Source organism: Halorubrum salipaludis, assembly GCF_002286985.1.
In the GTDB taxonomy this organism is placed as follows: Archaea; Halobacteriota; Halobacteria; order Halobacteriales; family Haloferacaceae; genus Halorubrum; species Halorubrum salipaludis.
This window is the reverse complement of the sequence record NZ_NSKC01000012.1, coordinates 32,052-51,810: the sequence shown is the minus strand read 5'-3', so window position 1 is coordinate 51,810 and position 19,759 is coordinate 32,052. Positions and strand designations below refer to the sequence as shown.

17 protein-coding genes are annotated in these 19,759 nt (G+C 55.8%); 11 read left to right on the top strand and 6 right to left on the bottom strand.

The window, feature by feature from the left end; translation table 11 throughout:
• Positions 1-38 precede the first annotated feature (38 nt).
• Positions 39-488 (top strand): hypothetical protein, encoded by a 450-nt coding sequence (locus CK500_RS17010; RefSeq protein WP_144049584.1) that lies wholly within the window; start codon positions 39-41, stop codon positions 486-488.
• Positions 489-848: 360 nt separating this feature from the next.
• Here the strand turns inward: CK500_RS17010 and CK500_RS15535 are convergent, their stop codons facing one another.
• Positions 849-1,166: a hypothetical protein gene (locus tag CK500_RS15535; RefSeq protein WP_095638108.1), complete on the bottom strand. Its 318-nt coding sequence runs from the start codon at positions 1,164-1,166 to the stop codon at positions 849-851.
• A 476-nt stretch (positions 1,167-1,642) separates the two neighbouring features.
• Positions 1,643-2,635 (bottom strand): hypothetical protein, encoded by a 993-nt coding sequence (locus CK500_RS15530; RefSeq protein ID WP_095638107.1) that lies wholly within the window; start codon positions 2,633-2,635, stop codon positions 1,643-1,645.
• A 154-nt stretch (positions 2,636-2,789) separates the two neighbouring features.
• Between CK500_RS15530 and CK500_RS15525 the strand changes: the two genes are divergently transcribed.
• The 7 genes from CK500_RS15525 (at position 2,790) to CK500_RS15495 (ending at position 14,702) form a co-directional block, all read left to right on the top strand.
• Positions 2,790-4,466, top strand: a complete 1,677-nt coding sequence (locus CK500_RS15525; RefSeq protein WP_095638106.1) for a transposase — start codon at positions 2,790-2,792, stop codon at positions 4,464-4,466.
• Between the two features lie 502 nt (positions 4,467-4,968).
• On the top strand, positions 4,969-5,505 hold the full coding sequence (locus CK500_RS15520) for a DUF7437 domain-containing protein (RefSeq protein WP_095638105.1): 537 nt from the start codon (positions 4,969-4,971) through the stop codon (positions 5,503-5,505).
• Complete coding sequence (locus CK500_RS15515; RefSeq protein WP_095638104.1) at positions 5,502-6,029, top strand: hypothetical protein; 528 nt, start codon at positions 5,502-5,504, stop codon at positions 6,027-6,029. The genes CK500_RS15520 and CK500_RS15515 overlap by 4 nt, the downstream gene beginning before the upstream one ends.
• A 22-nt stretch (positions 6,030-6,051) precedes the next feature.
• The gene (locus CK500_RS15510; RefSeq protein ID WP_095638103.1) at positions 6,052-7,287 is read left to right on the top strand and encodes a phage integrase SAM-like domain-containing protein; all 1,236 of its coding nucleotides are present in this window, start codon (positions 6,052-6,054) and stop codon (positions 7,285-7,287) included.
• 469 nt (positions 7,288-7,756) lie between these two features.
• Positions 7,757-11,476, top strand: a complete 3,720-nt coding sequence (locus CK500_RS15505; RefSeq protein WP_233139239.1) for a type IV secretory system conjugative DNA transfer family protein — start codon at positions 7,757-7,759, stop codon at positions 11,474-11,476.
• A 1,494-nt stretch (positions 11,477-12,970) separates the two neighbouring features.
• On the top strand, positions 12,971-13,330 hold the full coding sequence (locus CK500_RS15500; RefSeq protein ID WP_095638102.1) for a hypothetical protein: 360 nt from the start codon (positions 12,971-12,973) through the stop codon (positions 13,328-13,330).
• A 199-nt stretch (positions 13,331-13,529) separates the two neighbouring features.
• Positions 13,530-14,702 (top strand): tubulin/FtsZ family protein, encoded by a 1,173-nt coding sequence (locus CK500_RS15495; RefSeq protein WP_095638101.1) that lies wholly within the window; start codon positions 13,530-13,532, stop codon positions 14,700-14,702.
• 12 nt (positions 14,703-14,714) lie between these two features.
• Here CK500_RS15495 and CK500_RS15490 read toward each other — a convergent pair whose 3' ends face one another.
• Positions 14,715-15,515 carry an SWIM zinc finger family protein gene (locus CK500_RS15490; RefSeq protein WP_095638100.1) on the bottom strand — a complete coding sequence of 267 codons (801 nt, stop codon included), beginning with the start codon at positions 15,513-15,515 and terminating at the stop codon, positions 14,715-14,717.
• 741 nt (positions 15,516-16,256) lie between these two features.
• On the opposite strand from CK500_RS15490, the gene CK500_RS15485 reads away from it, so the two are divergent.
• Genes CK500_RS15485 through CK500_RS15475 form a run of 3 tightly spaced genes read left to right on the top strand, consistent with a single transcriptional unit; the run spans position 16,257 to position 18,321 of the window.
• Positions 16,257-16,601, top strand: coding sequence for a DUF7344 domain-containing protein (locus CK500_RS15485; protein ID WP_095638152.1), 345 nt, complete (start codon positions 16,257-16,259; stop codon positions 16,599-16,601).
• The gene (locus CK500_RS17650; protein ID WP_233139237.1) at positions 16,598-17,281 is read left to right on the top strand and encodes a hypothetical protein; all 684 of its coding nucleotides are present in this window, start codon (positions 16,598-16,600) and stop codon (positions 17,279-17,281) included. The genes CK500_RS15485 and CK500_RS17650 overlap by 4 nt, the downstream gene beginning before the upstream one ends.
• Entirely contained in the window at positions 17,278-18,321 is a 1,044-nt protein-coding gene (locus tag CK500_RS15475) for a hypothetical protein (protein ID WP_095638099.1), read from the top strand. The genes CK500_RS17650 and CK500_RS15475 overlap by 4 nt, the downstream gene beginning before the upstream one ends.
• Before the next feature lie 66 nt (positions 18,322-18,387).
• On the opposite strand, the gene CK500_RS15470 is transcribed toward CK500_RS15475, so the two are convergent.
• The 3 genes from CK500_RS15470 to CK500_RS15460 all read right to left on the bottom strand — a co-directional run bounded on the left by CK500_RS15470 (position 18,388) and on the right by CK500_RS15460 (position 19,547).
• A complete protein-coding gene (locus CK500_RS15470) occupies positions 18,388-18,807 on the bottom strand; it encodes a PIN domain-containing protein (RefSeq protein ID WP_095638098.1) in 420 nt (139 codons plus the stop codon).
• Positions 18,807-19,109 (bottom strand): AbrB/MazE/SpoVT family DNA-binding domain-containing protein, encoded by a 303-nt coding sequence (locus CK500_RS15465; RefSeq protein WP_095638097.1) that lies wholly within the window; start codon positions 19,107-19,109, stop codon positions 18,807-18,809. Before CK500_RS15465 ends, CK500_RS15470 begins: the two co-directional genes overlap by 1 nt.
• Positions 19,110-19,265: 156 nt before the next feature.
• Positions 19,266-19,547: a helix-turn-helix transcriptional regulator gene (locus CK500_RS15460; protein WP_095638096.1), complete on the bottom strand. Its 282-nt coding sequence runs from the start codon at positions 19,545-19,547 to the stop codon at positions 19,266-19,268.
• Positions 19,548-19,759: the final 212 nt, after the last annotated feature.

The window sequence follows — 19,759 nt, the reverse complement described above, 5'->3', positions numbered from 1 at the left end:
CGAGAAGACATTTCACTTCCCAGTCCAATCAGTCTAATATGAAGCGTGGGAACCTTCTCCAGATGAGCGGGTTGAGTCTTAGTCTTGCGATTGCCGGATGCTTTCGGGATGATTCCGATGAGAGTGAGCAGAGAGAAGTGTTCGAGGATCCAAACCCACAATTGTTCGACGGTGAAGGTCCTACGATAATTGAGGAGGTACGTAACGAAGGTGGCTTCTTTGCAGTCGAATACGAGCACGACGGCGACAGCGATTTCACTGTCGAACTGCGCTCTGAGGAGGCCTCACACTCACTCGTACTCGTAGATCGAGAGGGCGCTGTCGAAGGTCGGTGGGCAGAAGGGACATATGATGCTGAATACGTCATAGAGGTTACCGCAACCGGTGACTGGCACCTTCGTGTTGAGCAACCACGTCCCAGTCAGGAGGATGTGTTCTCTCTTCCGGCATCGCTATCCGGCGAGTGGCCAGATTACGCGTCCATATGAGTTCACTGGACAAACATCGATCAATGCAACGTATTCCGGGGAGGGCCGGTTTGTCGCTCGTATTCTCGGCCCTCACGGCAACCCTCGTAAACCCCTCTTCGAAACGGATAGCTCATTTGAAGGAGAAACGACCGAAACCTACGACGGCGCTGGGTGGGTGTATATCGAAGCGTATGATGAGTGGACACTCGAAATCAATCGATAACTTCACACTATTCAGTAACCGGCTATCTCAGACGAGAACATATCTGAAGAAAAGGATTTCAACAGAGCCACATATCCGGCTCTGTTGAACCCACATTCTTCAGAGATACGATAGGCTGAAACAGCCGGTTGGTGAGAGCTGCGTGTGTTTCGTCGCTATCCGATGACGAAGAACCCGCTCCACACGAGGATAGAGGCGAGGATCGCGGCGATGAACACTACCGCCGTAATCACCTGCGAACCCCGACGGTTGTATTGACGAGCGGCCACGATTGCCGGAATAGCAGTCACCACTACAGCAGGCACCACCGTATAAATCACTGTACTGGGAATGAATTGGTCGAGTCCGATGGTATCGAAGACGATCAGTGAGACGAATTGTACGGGCAGTATCGCGGCGACCGACACGATACACAGGAGGGAGAAACCGACATCACGCAATCCCACATTGAGGGTCTTGGAGGACATCGCCATATGAATAATCCATAGTGCTCCGACAAATACTTACACCCGAGAAAATCGGTCGGCTTTAGGTAGGTTAACTCCCTGTGTTGACCGCAACCGGGCCAGAATATATCATTTGTTGAGGATTTCAACAGAGCCACTTCTTGTGGATCAAATTCCTCCATGCGGTCAAGCACCTAGCAGATCGGTACGAGCTGCTGCTGCGCTGATGGGTGGTGTGTGCGTAAATGGAGCAACACCTATTCGACCTCCCATGATGGTGCTTCCTTGGCACGTAGGCCAATCAGAGCCACGCGTTCTGAAACGCTGTTGAATCATCGGCCTTTGACCACCCCAGTACCTATTTACGCACTCTGAGGACTTAGCAGGCTTTCATCCTATCAGAGCCAGGAGTTCTTATTGCTTGAAGAACACGTGCTACGTGACGCTGAACGGCATTACCAGCCAGTATGTCGGGCGGCGGGGAAAGCGTACTGTTAATTCCCTCAAATACCGAGATCGCGGAACGTCCAGTCATTCGAGAGATCGGCATCGAAGCCCATCTCTTCGACGAGGTCTCGGATACGCTGTTCGACTGTCTCGTCGAGTTCGAAGGCGTAATCCAACTCATCGTACCAGTCGTAGTACCGTGGCATCCCCGGCCAGTGGCTGTCTGTTTTCAGTCCGTAGACGCAGTCGAGCAGGTAGCGACGATATGGCATATCGTCACGGGTGACGCGAGGGAGCGTCCCATTGATCGATTCGTCTCGTACCAGCTGTTCGAGCAGGTCGACGGCAGCGTACTGGTCAGCGTAGAAGGCGTGTTCGACTGTTGGGCTGACGGAGAAGATGTCCTCCGTCGTACGGGCGTGGAGCTGGTCGACGACTGAGTGGTTTGGATGTCCGATTCCCCACCCATAAGCATGGACTTCCTCGCGTGCGACATCGTCGCTTTCGGGAGCGTTGACCGCGACAGTGTTCAGATATTCGAGTGCCTTGACCGGAATCGCCTCGACACCATCGGTTATCCGCGTTCGAATAAGATATCGCCCGACAGCGTTTGCTATTGTGGGCGTGACGAGCGGAAATTCGGCCTTCTCAGTGGGCTCATGCGCATCGATTACATCCGCAAGGAATGGCCAACCGTGTACTCTCGTTGCATCGTCGAGTTCGTTGCTGACGCGCTCGTAGTATGGCCAGAAGACGTCCCGAAACGTATCTCCACTGCTGTCTTCCTCGACTGCAGTCGAGAGTGCTGCTTCGAATTCGACGACTGCGTAGTGTAGGGCATCCACGTCACCGTCGGAGAAACGATCAAGCAGGTTATCGAGTTCGGCAACCTCTTTGTTCCGTTTTTGGCTTGGAGATGAGTCAGATTTAGACCTCCCCGAATCGGTCGAGGTCGAGAACGTGTCCGATTGGACATCGCCACAGTCGTGAAGTCGGAGATGAGTGAGTGTCTCGAACGACTCCCCGCAATCGTCGCACTCGTGAGCCATAGTCCGACTAGAGGCATGTGGAGGAAATGTGTTCCCCCTGGAACCGGATTGCGGAACTAATCTCTCTCCCCTAGCGAGTACCGACCTTCCCCAATCTCGATGTCTCTTATCGAGATGGACGAGGACTTCTGCGTGTCCGAGTCAGTATCTCGTAGTGGCTTCGACTCCCGAGTCTCGTCGAACGATCTTTCGACGTATCGCTCAGCGATCGTACGTTGAGTGGCCGGCGTATGATTCGACACCACTGTATGACCGAACGTCGCTCGCGGGACTGGAATCAGATGTTCGGACGATTTCGGAGACGTGGTTCTGCCACGAGTGCCACAACTCGGTCGAAAAGTTCGTCTGTTCGCTGCCGCTCGCTTACTTCAAATTCGAGACCCATGACCGCTATGCGGGATCGACGAGCTACGAGATGGACACCCTCTTTCGAGTGTTCATGTTGAAAGAACTCCACGGATGGGACCACGAGACAGCACTCGTCGAATTCCTCGAGTGCCACCCTGAATTGCGTGAGCAACTCGGACTCGAGAGCGTTCCGAATCAGTCGACGCTCTGGCGTAGCTGGCACGAGCGCTTCACGGGTGAGTTACGCGAGACGGTTGAGACGGCTGCCCGGACGGCCCTGATCAATGCCCAAAACGCGGGTGTGAGCGTTCCGCGTGACCCGGACAGGACGCTCCCTCAGCGAGGAGACAGTACCGGAGACTCCGATCCGGACGAGCAGACCGTGCTGGAACAGGCGGGAACGATCACGGATCACGTCAGTCGCGTTGTCTTCCCGGCGTTCTCGATGGATCGCGGAGAGGGCTGTGAGATCCACGAGAATGCCTACTGGGACTTACAGACCTATCTCGGCCTCCGCGAGAACTTAGCTGCCAATGAGGGGGCTCGGAGCTTCATCTACGAGTCGACGCGTAGTCGGACACCTCTGGGGCACGCCCATCGTGATCAGATTCGTGACCTCTCGATAGCGGAGATTCGTGAGATGTACCGTCAGGCCGTGAAACGGCTATTGGATGAAGTCGCGGAGACAGAGCAGTTCTTCCGAGCCGGAATCGTGGCCATCGACATCACTGAAGCTGAGCCCTTCACCGGTGATAGAACAGGTCACGAGGATGAGATCATCGGGACAAAAGAGAAGACCGACGAATACGCCTATCAGTGGGCGACCGTCCAGCTCGTCGGTAATGCGGTCCCGATTGTCTTAGACGCAAGGCCGGTGCGGCGTGGCGAGAGTCGGCTGGAAATTGTCGAGGATCTACTTGACTCGGCTGAGGACCTCGTCCACGTCGACAGCGTGCTGATGGACAGAGAATTCGACAGCCAACACGTCTTGGAGATGATTAGCCAACGCGGGCTCACGTACGTCGTCCCAAAGCGGATGCACACGAGCGAGAGAGCCCAGGCGAAACGACTCTTGAAGAGTGAGACAGATCGATACGTGAACGACCGTAAGCTCCACTTGGGCAAGAATGAGTGGCACCAGACGACGCTCGTGTACCGTCGAAACGAGAATTCTGAACACACTGACCACCGGCAGTATTCGGTGTTCATGTGCAACGGTAATGTGGGACTGCTGAGTGAGTACGGCTATCGCTGGGAGATCGAGAGCGGCTACCGGAGCATTAAGCGGTTCATGGCCGCGACAACCTCGAAGAACTTCGTACTGCGATTCTTCTACTTCGCGTTCGCCTGTCTGCTGTACTCAATCTGGCGGGCCGTCGACCTCCTCGTGCAAGTCGAGTTGACGGGTGAGTACGAGCATTCCCCGATTGTGACTGCGGACAATACGCTCACACTGTTGAAGAAGGAAACTGGAGTCGGGTAATCGCCGATATTGAGCCAGTGAGAACAGGAGTAACGAGCGGCAGCGCTGTTCTGATCTCTTCAAATACGCAGTTCTAGTTGGGATACTAACTGGAAGTGGTGTCCCGGCCCGAGTGTGAACCGTGTCAAGTTCGGTGGTTCGGCTGATATCGTGCATACCAGCGGTGCTATAGCCGCCGTAGTCTCAACTTCCCACCGAGAGAGATTCTGTATAGCGTCATACACTTTAAAAGATGTATTTGTTATCTCACGCGGGCTGAGAAGGGCGATTTCGCCGGAATTGGCGATTAGGTCGCTACTTATGATTACTTGGATAATCACGACCACTTTGAAGTACCCCGCCGCCGTCGGAGAAGCACGAATGGTACAATCGGCTCAGAAAGACGCTTCCCCCGGGGTAGAGACGCTACTAGCGGCTGTCCCCCAGCCTGTCTCGGATCTGTTGCGAACTCCAATCTGTCGCCGGAAGCCTTATCATGAATTATCCATAATTCATAACCAAGATGGCGCAATCACCTCCCCAATCGGGCCAGCCACCCATTCAGCAGCTCCAGACGGTGGCCGACCTTCTCGAAACTCCCGCACTCGCCCGCATCTACGCCTACATCTTGCAGCACGGCCCCACCACTGTTTCCGAGATCCTCGACCAGCTCGAGATCCCGCAGGGAACTGCCTACGACTACGTCCAGAACCTCGAAACAGCGGGATTAGTACAGAAAACTCGCGACCAGCGCCCGTACGAATACGATGCTGAGTCAATCGCCCTCACGCTTTCGGCCGACGGCGAGACCCAAACAATCACGCCAGCACTTATCGCCGCTGTTGCCCGCCGCGAGAAGGACACAGACATCGACGTCTACATTGAGCGCCATGGCCTCGACGGCCTTGCTGTCGCACTTGAATATGCCTACGAGTACGTCGACGGGACAGTCAACCATCGAATCACAGCCCGGGAACTTGACCTCTCTCCGCTTGAAGCTGAGATTATCCTCCAAGCGCTGGAACCAGTTGCCACCGAGTACGCCGACGCGGCTACATGACAACGGTCTATATCGCCGATACTGGCGTCTTCGTTCGGTGTGGTGGACCGGACAACAACAAATTTCAACGGCTTCGTCGAGCTCTCCGACAGGCCGATGTCTCGCTACGGATCCCACAGCGCGTTTACGAGGAACTCGGGGGCGATCCTGTTGCAGACGAATATCCCTCCGGAAACATACCCTATCCCGATGGATTCGAAGAAGGCTGGATCGTTGTTGCGGACGAGCTCGACTACGCCAACCCACTCGTCTCGACGGTAATGGACGAAACGCGTCGGTTCATCGCCAGCGAGACCGACCGCGACGAGGACAGCATCGAGAAAGCGGATACGGCACTCGTCGGACTTGTTGCCCAACTACTCGACACTGGACGGGCCGATCACGTTGTGCTCTTAACGACCGACAAACCCGCAGGAGGAGCCGCCGAGACGCTTCTTCCGCAACATGGCTTCAGCGACCGTATCGACTTTCGGTACGTCAGCGTCGAATATCTCGAAATGATCACAGCCGACGAATTCCGGTAACACACCAACGAGGTGAAGACCGATGATCGACGATCGGTCTTCCCAGTCTGAATACGCTCTTGACGACAGCTTCGAACGTTACCTCCAGGACAAGGGGAAGGGCCGCGGTGGCGACGGTGGGAACTACCGACGTAACGCTGCACGCGAACTCGAGCGGTTTTCCGAGTGGGCCGCTGGCGACCGCGGCGGCGACGACTGGACAGGAATCGTCTCGGACAATGTCGATCGTGATCCCACCTTCGACGATCTCGACGAACGTGTCTTCCGCGAGTACGCCCGGCATCTCGCTGGTGACCGTGGCCTCAAACAGAACACCGTCCAAACCTATTATCGCTATATCTCTGCGTGGTGTGGCTGGTGCGTCAATGAGGGGTATCTCGAAGCGCACTACGCGCAGCGGGCGAGCGCGATGGCGCCGCTGCCGGAGGACGACGGCCGCAAGCCCGGTGACCAGCAGGCCTGGACGTCCGAACAGCGCCACGCTCTCACCCGCCACGTCGACGAACGGGCTCGCGATGCCGTCGAAGCGTACACGACACTTTCGGAGGATACTGATCACCCCGACAAGCAGCGAGCGCGCTATGTGGCGCTGAAGGCGGCTCGTGACCGGGCTTTGGTGTTCGTCCTCGCGTACACGGCCGTCCGCGTGGGGGAACTCCTCCGGGATCCGAACGACCCGCGCCGGCGCGGCGTCCGCTGGGAGGACCTCTCGCTCGAGGACGGGAGCATGGACGTCTACCGGAAAAAACAGCAGTGGGACGCCGCCAGTCTCCCCGACCCGGTGATCTCGCCGTTGCGGAGCTATCGTCGACTTATGGACCCACCGACGGAGCGCTGGCCGGTGTTTCCGACGTTCGACCAACGGACGCTCGCAGGGCTCGTCCAGGATGAGCTAGCCGACCGAGGGGAACGCCTAGAAGCAATTACTGAGCGCCGTGAGGAGTACGCTCGCGACTTACTGCTAGCGCTTGATGAGGATTTTCGGCCGCCATCGATTACGACGGACGGCGCACGGTCGATTCTCCAACGGCTCTCGGATGACGCAGAGATCGACATCGACCATCCGAAACACGATTATCTTGCTCCGCACGGCGGCCGTCGTGGGATGGGTGAAGTACTTGTCCGCGCGTTTGGGTACACGGTGGCGGCCCGCTATCTCGATAACTCCGAAGAGATGGTCCGAGAGCGCTACTCACATATCGAGGCCGGGGAATTGGGCGATGTCGCTACGGAAGCTCTGGAAGAAATCGACCGATGAGGGGATTACTCCGAGACGAATTGCCCTTGTTCGATGTAAGCCCTACTTCCCCATGCTTGAGGTTCGGTGCATCGACAAGCTTTATACGACGCTTCTCGCCCAAGGTCTTCTAGATCTGGAGACGGAACGGAACCGAGTGGTCGACGATTGCTCCTCCGTAGGATTCTCCTGAGGAATCAGTTGCGTTCGTAACCACCACGGCAGCGTTCTTCATATCACTGAACCGCATCAAGTCATGGAGATGCGAGTGATCGACACTTACGGAAAGAGATTCGACTGAGTGTTACACGAACCATGATCTACAGATGAGCAGGTCGAGTGCCTCGGGGCTTGATCCCGGAATTGTTCATTCTGAGTAGTAGAGGGATATTGAGTTAGAATGTCAGTTCCCTGTTGGTTAAATTCTAGCCCGAATATTGCCTCAGCACCCCCCAAAAGACTCATTTAACCCGGTTGTGTCGAATTTTTTATGGTGAGTCAAAAAGACAATCACCGGAAAGGCGATCCTCCATCACCTGGAGGACCCGCCGGTCCACAGGAACCTTATGAAAACCAGCCGTATCCCTTGAATGAGAGTTCTGACAGCAGTGTCGACAGCAGAACCTCGGCGCCAAATGATCCATCTAACAGGCAGGAAGGAAGTCCCACACCGAAGAAATCTGAAGGCGAGTTCGATATCTTCGAGGACGCCTCAAACAATTCTCCTGACTCCAGACTCTCGGAACTTCCAGCAAATTATGAGTCATCTGCCGACCCCCAACTTAGTGGGGAACTCAACGGTGACGAAGCGGAAGACTTCATCGAACAGATCGAATCCGAACAAGAATACATTCAGATAACTCCGGTCCGTGAGGAGGTGAACTCAGAGACGGTCAAACGAGAACTGTACGGACTCCATCGATCTGGCAACGGACGGAAGCTCCCGCTTGATATGGATCTCCATATTCCCTTCATCGAATCCTCCCCCAACTTCGAATTCATCATCTACAAGCCCGAGGATGAAGTCCAGTTCAAGTTCTTCATCGGGCCGGGAGAGCGTGGCGAAGTCACCTGTGACCGACTCGAAAGCACTACGAGATCGCAGTATCCAGAGAACTTCGAATTCGGACGGGAAAACTTTGACATCACGAACGTCTTCGATGATGTCCCCGAGATGGTTCGCTGGGAGGGCGTTGAGGAGAAACGACGAGACTGGATGACGACGCTCTCATCGTTCGACAACGAAACGATCGAACGCTCGCCACTCTCCAATCTCCTCGAAACCATCATCCAAACGGAGGGCTCGGTCGTCTTTCAAGCGGTTTTCGAGCCACGCGCAGACTGGTCTCCGAAGGCCGAACGCCAGAAAGGAAACCTCAAACAGGGCGTCCACACGACCGGCGGCCTTGTCCTTCGGACGCTTCTCGACGGGGTCCTTGGCGTCTCTGACGAAGAGCGACAGGAGCGCCATCGTAGTGATACGCCCCACGAAATCGGCGGTTCAATCCACGACTCTCAGACAGCAGGCTACCGCTCAGGCACGGGACGGATGGGACAGATCGACCTGAAAGACCCATCTCACACGTACAACGTCACCCTCCGAGCGGCGACATCAGACACCGAGTGCGCCCGGAATCTCCAAGATTCGCTCAACCAGCTCAGTGGGAAGTTCTACTCGATCGAGGGGAACTACCTCGGCACGAACGAACCTGAGTACAAGCGGATGCTCCACCACGGCATCACCTATCCCAACGGGCTTGAGTCCTGGTCGCGGCGAAAACCCATCCTCGTCTGTAACATCGACGAGCTCTCAAACTTCATCACGGTCCCGTCAATCGACACGCTCCCGAAAGCGAGTCGGGGCGGAACCGGTGGGAGACCGACGGCTCAGTCCCCGCTCACCTCCCCGAACGAAGAAGTCTTCAAGGAGTTCTCGACCGGGATGACGATCGGTCACGCCGTCACAGCACTCCGAGATAACTCTGAGGGACCAGAGAAAATCAGCGCCATCGAGGAGAAAAACGAGTGGTGGGACCACCTCGCGAAGCGAGACGCACTGTCGCTATCGGCAGACCATCTCACCCAGCACTACATCCGCGCAGCAACGACTGGGAGCGGGAAAACGGTCGCGACGATTAACGACATGCTCACCACCCACCACAGTCTCGAGGGGCCGACAATCCTCATCGATCCCAAAGACGGCGAGATGTGTGAGAACTACCTGCGGTGTCACCGGACGCTGTTCGGCAACGTCTCCGAGGTCGAATACATCCAAATCCCGGAAGCAGATGGGATGGTTCCGGGGATGCCTTTCTTCGACCTCAGACCGCTCACAGAGGGCGCAGGACGGGCACGAGAGACAGCCAAACAGGACATCATCGACCACTACTTCCAGCTGCTCAGATTCGTCCTCGGGAAGAAAACAGTGGAGCAGGCGTTCGTCGCGAACGAAATCCTCACCAACCTGATCAAGGCGCTGTTCGACAGCGAACACGGGAAGGATTACTTCTCTATCGGCGAACTCATGGAGGCCGCACAGAAGTTCCAGAAGTTCGGCAAGCAGGTCGAGGATCTCGACAAGGATTACGAGACGGTTCTCAAGGCCATCCCGCGAACGGTCGACACGCAGGTGACGTCCATCCTCGAATCCCACCTTGAGAAGGACGCGCGCCAGTTCATGAACACGACCGACGCGGTCCTCAACCGGATCCGGAAGCTGAAAGAGCGCGACTTCATCTGGGATATGCTGTCGTACACAGTCGACGAGGAGTACTGGAACGAGGACACCAACTGGTACAACCAAGAGCAGATTCCGATGCTCGACATGAAGAGCATCCTCAACTCGAACAAGGTCGTCCTCATCGACACGGGGAGTCTGCGCGGGGCCAGCAGCGAAGTGTTCACGGTCCTGTTCCTCTCACACCTGTGGACTTCGGCCCAATCCATCTGGACGCCAGACGATGATGAATACATCACGAACGTCATCATCGAGGAGTCTGCGAACATCGCTCGCAACGAAATCGTCTACCGAGAACTCCTCCCGAAAGGGCGTGAGTTCAACCTCTCGCTCGGGCTCATCATGCAGTATCCCGAGCAGGTTCTCGGGGACAACCCGCAGGATAACCGACGTGCGTACAAGGAAATCCTGAACAACATCAACACGAAGATCATCGGCAACGTCGCGACGGACGACCTCTTAGCCGAGTCGCTGTTCCACGAAGATCTCGAAAACGACGAGATCAAAGACCGCATCGCAGGGCTCCGCCGAGGGGAGTGGATCGTCCAGCTGCCGTCGACGGGCTTCCACAAACAGAAGCCAGAGATACTCACGCTCCGACCACTTCCCATCCCGCCAGGGCACAGCGCGGGACCGTTCAACGTCAGCTCTCGCGCGGATATGGTTCGTGAGAGAAGCCGAGATCGCCACTGCGTCAACCGGCAGCACGAAGCGATCGACATGGACAGCGGCGTGAAATCTGGAGGAGATGACGACGAAGACTCGGACGATGGAGAGGAAGCTCCGGAAGATTCCGAGGAGTTCACAGACGACCACGCGGCGTTCCTCGGGATGGTCTTCGACGCTCTCACAGACGGGCTCAATGGCTACCACATCAAGGACTCGATGAAGGTCCTCCCGTACAGCGAGACGGCACCCGATCTCATCGAGTGGGGGTTCTTAGAGAAGTTCGAACTCGGAAACAGACAGGCGTACTACTGGCCGACAGACGAAGCCACCGTCGTCGCAGGAAAGAATCTCGCGCCGCGAGACGGCGGTGAGTACGGTCGGGAAAGCCCAGAACATCGAGTCGGCGTCAAGCTCATTGACGCATACTACGACGGGCTCGGCTACGAGACATACATGTACTACACCCCTGAGGGCAGCGAACTCAAATTCGATCTCTACGTCGAGGCGACAGAGGAATCTCCCGACGATCGGGACAAAGTCATCGAAGTTGAGCTGTCTCCGGAGAAGCGACGACACGTCGTAGACGACTTCTTCAAACTCCGAGACGCAGATGCCGACGCCATCTGGGTCGTTAAAGATGTCGACGGGATGCGGAAGCTGCTGTCGTCGCTCACTGGTCAGCTCGGCTATATTGAGGCACGAGAATCAGACAACTTCGAGAAAGTCAGTGGCGAACTCGACGCAGATGGCGCGCAGAAAATCTTCGGCATCAACAAACTCAGAAAGGATCTAGGAGACGACTAGCAACTACCTCAGCAATATCTCGCGGTCGTCTCGGCAATATCTCACGGTTGTCTCGGCAATATCTCGCGGCCAACTAGGGCCGTGTAGACCACAATCTGTGACCATCTAGAACAACAATCTGGGGCCATAGAATTGTTTTCACCCACACTCTGAGAAGCTTCATCCATCACTAATACAACGAACCCTCATCTGGCAGAGACCAAAACAAACTAACGAAGAAAGGCGACCCAGATCGTATCGTGTGCGGATACCGCCCACGCGACAGGACCACCGAGCGTCAATTCTCAGACCCAGATACACAAACGAAATCGTTCCATATATAATAAATAAGACAATAGCTGGGTAGAGAATCTAATTAATGACAAGACGGGACCGCGAAAGTACCCTCTCCTCATTAAACCCTTAATGACAAGACGGGGGGCGATATTAGGAAGATTATCATTAACCAATTTCTTGATGATCCAAGAGTCCGGCCCAATCTCATCAAAGATGTAATGACAAGACTGCACCGTAGAATCGGGAGCTGTTCATGAAATCAATAATGACACGACGAGAGCCAAATACAGGCATATTGTAATGAAACAGAAAATGCCACTCACAAACATATTGACACTTCCGACAACAAGAGTTAATGACTAGACGGGGGCGGGTTAGGCGTATTTTTTCATTAATTCCATAATGACCAGACGGTGGGCAGATGCGACCCTTCTGTAATGAACACTGTTGAATCCAAAAACACAGCTAATAATGACACGACAGGAAGCGAGTTGGGGTACTTTGTAATGAATACTATTTGTTTGTTGATATATGAAATAATGACAAGACGGGAAGCTCATAGAGGTGTTTCTTCATTAACTAACCCTATCCGATAATCCCGCTGGTTGGGTTCTGAGGGCCTGAGAGAGCTTTAGAGATGCTCTAATATACCTCTCCTCCCCTGTGGTTAGGTTCCGTGAATTCACAATGTTAGGGGCTTTGAGAGCAAATTAGCCAGAAGGTCGGTCGCGTGGCGAGGAGACGGGCCGGAGCCAAGAAGTAGGGAGAGACAGATGAGATCGGGCGAGATGTCGCAGAGAGTGTATCAGAAATCAGATACTGAATTAGCAAGGGAGAGACGAGTCGGTCAGAAGTTGAGACAGACGCCGATCGGGAGGTGGCCCGTCCGGACAGAGTGGCTATCGCAACCAAGCGAGTAGACATCCCGGCGGGCACACCCACGGAGGAACGACGACCGACGTCCGGTAGAGACAGTCGCGTCAACACAGCCACTCACTTTCAGTGTGGGGACAGGCAGAGACAACGAGCTGCGGGCAGGGCAGATACAACCAGGCGGGTAGCGATGACCGCCTCCACAGTCCGGTTGGGAATCGCGTGAGGACACTCGCTGCTAGGAGAGTCATGACTAGTCCCTAGTGTTATTGAGGATGTCTACTGATTATCAATCCTTGTTACTCACCAGACACATTGATTACCCACTACGCGAGAGACATCGCGATGCCGACGAAAATCTCCGGCTACGTAGCCGACGAATTAGCGGACCTCATCGATGAGATTGCAGACTACCACGACATCCCCAAAACACGGGCACATGAACTGCTCCTTCGAGAAGGGGTGAACAACCGCCACCAGCGGATCAAGATGGAGCAGATCGATATCAAGGTCGAGCGGATGCTTGTTGAGTTCGGAATCAACCTGGATGGGGAGTTCAGCGAAGAGATCGAAGCGCAGAGCGAGGAGATCGGGAACATGCCGCTGCCCGAAGGAACGACCGGCGTCGACCTCGTCACACCGCACCCGTACTTCGGCGGAGATGGCTGGTACCACGATTCAGAAGACCGCCCCTCCAACGAGTGAGCGAAACCGACGGCCGACGAGTCGCGACACACAGGTTCCAGTAGGGCTATTCACTCCATTTTGTCTTGTCTCTCATTGACCACACCATTTTGCGAGTGCTCTGGGTCGATTACATTATTCATGGACCCCCACACCGGTTTTCCAGTGTTCTTCCAAGTTTTATACGTCCAACCCGCGTAGTCACACGTGGTGTGTTCACATGAAACTCGCATTGATCGGGGTCGGGCAGGCGGGTGGGAAGGTGGTCGACGAGTTCCTGGCCTACGACGCACGGACAGGCGCTGATATCGTTCGGGGAGCGATCGCCGTCAACACGGCGAAAGCAGATCTCCAGGGAATCGACCACCTCCCGACAGACCGCCGGATCCTGATCGGGCAATCGCGAGTGAAGGGACACGGCGTGGGAGCAGATAACGAGTTGGGCGCAGAAGTGGCCGAGGAGGATATTGACGAGATCCAAGGAGCACTCGACTCGGTGCCAGTCCACGAGATCGATGCGTTCCTTGTCGTTGCGGGGCTTGGTGGCGGGACGGGGTCGGGTGGGGCACCCGTGATTGCCAAGAACCTCAAGCGAATCTACACCGAGCCAGTGTACGGGCTTGGTATCCTGCCCGGGAGCGATGAGGGTGGGATCTACACGCTGAACGCCGCTCGATCGCTCAAGACGTTCGTCGATGAGGTGGACAATCTCATGCTATTCGACAACGACGCCTGGCGCAGCTCGGGTGAATCCGTTGGCGAAGGGTTCGATGCGATCAACGAGGAGTTGGTCCAGCGGTTCGGCGTGCTCTTCAGTGCGGGCGAGATAACCGAGGGAAGCGATGTCGCTGAAAGCGTGGTTGACTCTTCGGAGATCATCAATACGCTCAAAGGGGGCGGAATCTCTTCGCTAGGCTACGCCGACGTCGAGGTGGACGAGCCAGAGCGAAAGGGATTGCTCTCGCGACTCCGTGGCAATACAGATAACGGGATCGACAGTACCGAGGCCACCAACCGAATCACGAGTCTCGTCCGGAAAGCAACACTCGGTCGGCTCACGCTGCCCTGTGAGGTGAGCGGGACAGAGCGGGCGCTGCTCATCGTTGCCGGTCCGCCAGAGTATCTCAACCGGAAGGGAATCGAGCACGGTCGCAAGTGGCTCGAAGAACAGACCGGATCGATGGAGGTCCGTGGTGGTGACTATCCACGACGTGGTGAGGGAACGGTCGCGGCACTCGTACTGCTCGGTGGCGTGACGAACGTCCCGCGAGTGAAAGAGCTCCAGCAAGTCGCAATCGAAGCACAACAGAATCTCGGGGAGATCACTGACGAGAGTGAGGGCCGTTTCTCGGAGCTGATGGATAGTGACGGGGAGTTGGAGTCGCTGTTTTGAGATCGTAGTGGTCTATTCGTCGTATCGATCTTCGAGGTCGTCGAGTGCTCGCCAGAACTGCCTGTTGTTAATCTCTGACTCTGTCGATGCCCGTGTTTCCAAAACACCCGCGTACGTTTCGAAGTCCTCCGGACTGGGATCGGTTGCCAAGACACAGTCGATGTATCCATCGAGAGCTGTCTGGATAATCTGTGCGTAGTGGTCGTAGGAACCGTCGATCCAATTAAAATTCTCATCGACTTCCTCGAACACTGCCCGATAGACGGTTGCAGCAGCGAGGTATCGATCGCGCTCACGATACTGTTCGGCAATGTTGAAGAATCGGGAGAAGTCGATCGCTTCGAACACCGTCGGATCGGCATGTTGCTCAAACAAGCGTCCGATCTCCTCGCGGTACTCACCGACCGATTTGTGTTCGTCACCGAACTGCGCGAGAAACTGTTCTCGGACTGTACTGTGAGTGGCAAGAATCCCGTGGACGAACGCACGCAGCTCTTCGACAGGGACGTCCGCAAGGAGAGCCTCGATACGCTCGCTCTCATCTTCTGGCGGGTCGTCTGCGATAGCGAGGAGCACCGCGATAACGTGTTTGCAGTCGCCATGGCCGTCGTATGGACAGGTACACTGAGTCTCAAGACTTCGGCCACCGAATTTGATAGTCACGTCGTACGGGTTCGATCCGCTGACAACGGCCGACACGAGATCGTCGAACCGGTCGAGCTGCTGGATCCGTCCCTCCCTGCGATAGGTTTGCCCCCGCTCAAACACGGGATCGGTACATCGGTCCTGGATGGTTTCTGTATCGACATTCATACGGAACTCGTCCGAAATCGCTCTACTGGGACCTCGGTACTCTCGTCACACTTGTAGCTGCCACCTTTCAAAACCGTCCCCCTCTAGACCTTCACCAGTTACAACATATTGGCCACTCCCACCCACTTGCCGGTGTTCGACCACCGTTGGTGAGCCCGCCTGCTGGACCCGCTGTGCCATTTGATAGATGACTGAGTCCGTTTCCACATTTGGGAAGTCAACTGTTTCTCACGGCGCTGTCAGCGGTCTTGTGGCCGCGGTCCTATTCATCACCCCATCCCAATCGCGTAGATAGAGAAGAGCCCCCGTAGTGAAGGATTATTTTTAACCACCAGTTGAGGTGGTGCGTGATTTAAGAGGTGATTAAGAACACAATCCAACATCTGCTTTAGAGGCGTTCAAGCGGCCAAATACTCGGCTCTCAGTTTGTGACACTCATATAAATGTCACAATCGACCCTCTTCAACTCACGCACGATTCCTGACGGAACCCTCCGGCGCTGAGACGCCGGAGGAGTCGTGCTGCCACTCAATGACAGCAATCAACCCAAACAGGGTCAGGAGTGATAACTCTGGTTTCCAGAGTACCTCACTTGACACTGACCTACTGACACATCGCGTCGCACAGTCCAGTTCTCAAATCCCGCCGAACCATCGCCAGCGAAACGCCGGTCGAACAATCATCGTGGGGTCGGTCTAAGTGACCGAACCCACCGACGATCCGACCTCGTTCGCCATCCCGATGGATCCAGACCGTGCGTTCAACGCGATCGCAAACAGTCGTCGCCGGCGCGTCTTGCTCTCACTCTCACAGTCGCATGGAGCAACTACCGCAGGTGATCTGGCCGTCGAAATCGCCGCCATAGAGAATGCGATTGACCCCAGTAAAATCAGGAGCAACGAACGCACCTCAGTCTACATCTCGCTGACCCAATCGCATCTCGAGACGCTCGATGAGTGCGGCGCAATCGCGTTTGATGACCGATCGAAGTCCGTCTCTCCGACAGACGCGACCGAACCCCTCGCCGAACACATCCGCCGACTCCAGACTGCGTGTTACAAGCCAGATTTGGAGGAGTCCCAATGACCGAGTATCAGCCAGAACTAGAGACGCTCAGAGACATCGACACGAGTTTCCACCGGCTGTTCGAGACAGTCAACGACTCTGAGGCCCCTACCATGCCGGGGGATGACCCACTCTCCACACTACGGCAGGCACGGGCACAGATCGACGCCGCACTGTTCGCGTATCGTCGTCGAACTGAGGACGCTACACTCGCTGATGACGGGACATGTCTCCTCCAGTGGGACCCACCGAGTGCTCCGCCTCGCCGCCTCCGGTTCGAGCCCGACAGCACTGGCGAGACGTGGACCCGTCGTGAACTGGAGTGGACCGGCGCTGAGTGGCGTCCCTGTGGGAGTGATCGCCTCGACAACGTCGCGATACGTGCTCCAGCAGCGGCGCGGTATCCAGAGCCAGTCGATCCCACACCGATCGAAACGATGCTCGAGTGGACCCGCGACAGTTGGGCTCGTCCGGATCCGCCTGCGCTCGTGTTCGCGAAGACGGCCACCACCGAGCAGGGTGTAGTCGTCTCCGTCGACGGGGACCTCCGCTACCGGGAGCGCGATAGCCCACAGTGGTATCCTGCGACGACAGACGAGTTCTACCACCACCTTCGCACTCACGGACAGCCAACGCTCCTACCGCTCTCAGAAACCGCACTGACTCGCCACGACTTCACTCCCAGCCCGCTCTCTCAATGACGGACGAAACACTCTCGCTTCCACCGGGATTCGATCGTGGACTCACCCAGCTTATCGACGCGATCGAGACGCTCCGGGACGGTCTCTCAGACGAGGAGACACTTACGACCGTCCAAGCTGTCACCACACGGCGGCGGTTGTTCCTCGCGCTTTACGCGCTCAAAGCGATCCGTCGACAGCTTGCGGATACAGAGCATCGCCCGTCCCAAGGCGATCATGAGGTGGTGACGTGGGACGACCCTGCTCAGGCACTGTATCACATCAAACTACGTCTCGATCGGCTGCTTGAGGATCTCTCCATTCAGGGGTACGACCACTCCTCACAAGAGTATTCGATCGAGCAAACACTCGAAACGATTCGAGACCACATCGTCATTCTTCAGGACGCACTTTCTGAGGGGTCGACGGACAACTCCACGCTGCTTGAGAAACTCTCCAGTCACCGATCTGTCTATGTAGACGTGGCTGGGCGTGGGGTTGGCGATGGGCGGTGGCTTGAGTATCAACTCCAGCGGGCGTTGATTCGGTGGGGATACCAAGCAGCGACTCGACAGAAACTGTTCAATCTCGAGGTTGACGTCGTCGCCACCCGAAAGACAAAACAGCACAAGCCGAGCGATTGGATCGTTGCCCAATGTAAAGACTGGACGAGCGACACGATCACCCCGGCGAAGATCTTCCGGCTGTGTACGATAGCGTTTGCCTGTCGGGCAATGCCGGTCCTCTGTCATACGACCGAGCTCACACCTCGGGCTGAGAAACTCGCCCGTCACTTCGAAGTTCGGGTCCTCGATCTGCGAGATCTTGAACGTGGAGCGCTTCCTGCCCCCCAAGTGTACAGCCTGTCGGCTGAACTCAACGAATGGCCTCCAGAGTATGGGGTACGTGACGATCGGGGGAGTCTCCCCTTGATGTTCTACAGAGAACCTGGCAAACGGTTCAGCTACGTTCCTGGCTTCACTCCCGTGGGGATGGACTACGACTACGAACCGATCGATGCCGACCGAGACGACGATACGCATCCCGCAGCCGGGCACTGAATAGTTAGTTCATGGCTTTTCGGTTCTCCGTCAACTACACCGATTTGGAGTTCTTCGAACGGGTGCCTACGCGGAACCATCGCGGAACCGTTCGATCGGGATATCGGAGACGTCGTCATAATCGTCGTCACCGCCAACGAAGAGCGTCGCGTCGACATGTTCAGCCGTTGCCAGCGCGAACGAGTCGCCAAGCGCAGGATTATACTTGAGCGTATACTCCGAGGCGTCCGTCCAAGTATCGCCGACATCTACCGTTTTGATACCAAGATCAGTCAGCCAGTCGAGATACTCGTCGGCTGTGTCTCGGTCGTACTTTCGGGCGATTGTGTACCGGATCTCAGCGAGATTCACGTAGCTGGCGTAGCCGACGGTGTCCTCGACTGCGACCGCGTCGAGATACTCTTCTACAATCTCGCTGCCTGGTTCATCGTCGGCGTGTGCTATCAGTGGCTCGGCGTCGAAGACAACGCGGTCAGGAACCGACATTACTCTTCAGTTGAGAACTGCGAGTCGCGTTCTTTTCGGTCCTGGTCGCGTTTCTCTTTGAGGATCTCGGACGCAGGCTTGTCCGTACTCGCTTCGCTACGGGCGGCAAAGCCGCGCATCTCGCTCGGTGAGCGGACCTGTTCAACGATCACCTCTCCATCTTCGGTTTCCCGGAACAATACCTTCCCAGGCGCTTCGATCCCGAGCTTCTCGCGGAACCGTTTTGGGATGGTCGCCTGGCCGTGCTTAGTGACGGCGACGATCTCTTTTTCAGAGTTATTTGACTGTTCTGTCTTACTCATAGTTCATAATTAGATCTCGATCATAATAAAATTTTCTTCTTATTGACAAACAGTTGTTGCTCCTCTGTCGGGTGTTTAGTCGAGTTCGAAGTTTGGTTCGGCTTTTGAGGGACGTGAAGTACTAGAGTCAAACAGTCCTCGAACGTAGCGGTTCGATCACGCGTCGTGGTCAATATACCCGGCTTCCCATTCAGCTCGCGCCTCGATCTCTCTGGTGCCCCGGCGAGTGGTGGTGTACTCGTTAGTTCGTCGATCGCGCTGACTTTTTTCGACAAGTCCCTTCTCAACGAGCGTGTCGAGATTCGGATAGAGCCGGCCGTGGTGGATCTCTTTTTCGTAGTAGTCCTCGAGTTCGTCTTTGATCGCGAGCCCGTGTGGGTCATCCAGACCGGCGATTACGTACAGCAAGTCGCGCTGAAAGCCCGTGAGATCATACATACTCCATATTACGTATTCAAGTTTTGAAATAATTACTGATCTTCGAAGTGCTGTTCTAATGATGATTTCTCAGGCATCATCGACCACGTTGGAACAGTGGTTTGGAGGGTATTGATCCCCGATTAACCAACACACGCTCCCAAACCACAACACTGTTGGTTAATATTATGCTCGATCGCCACCCGCTTCCGAAGTCTCGAACCCTCTACGAC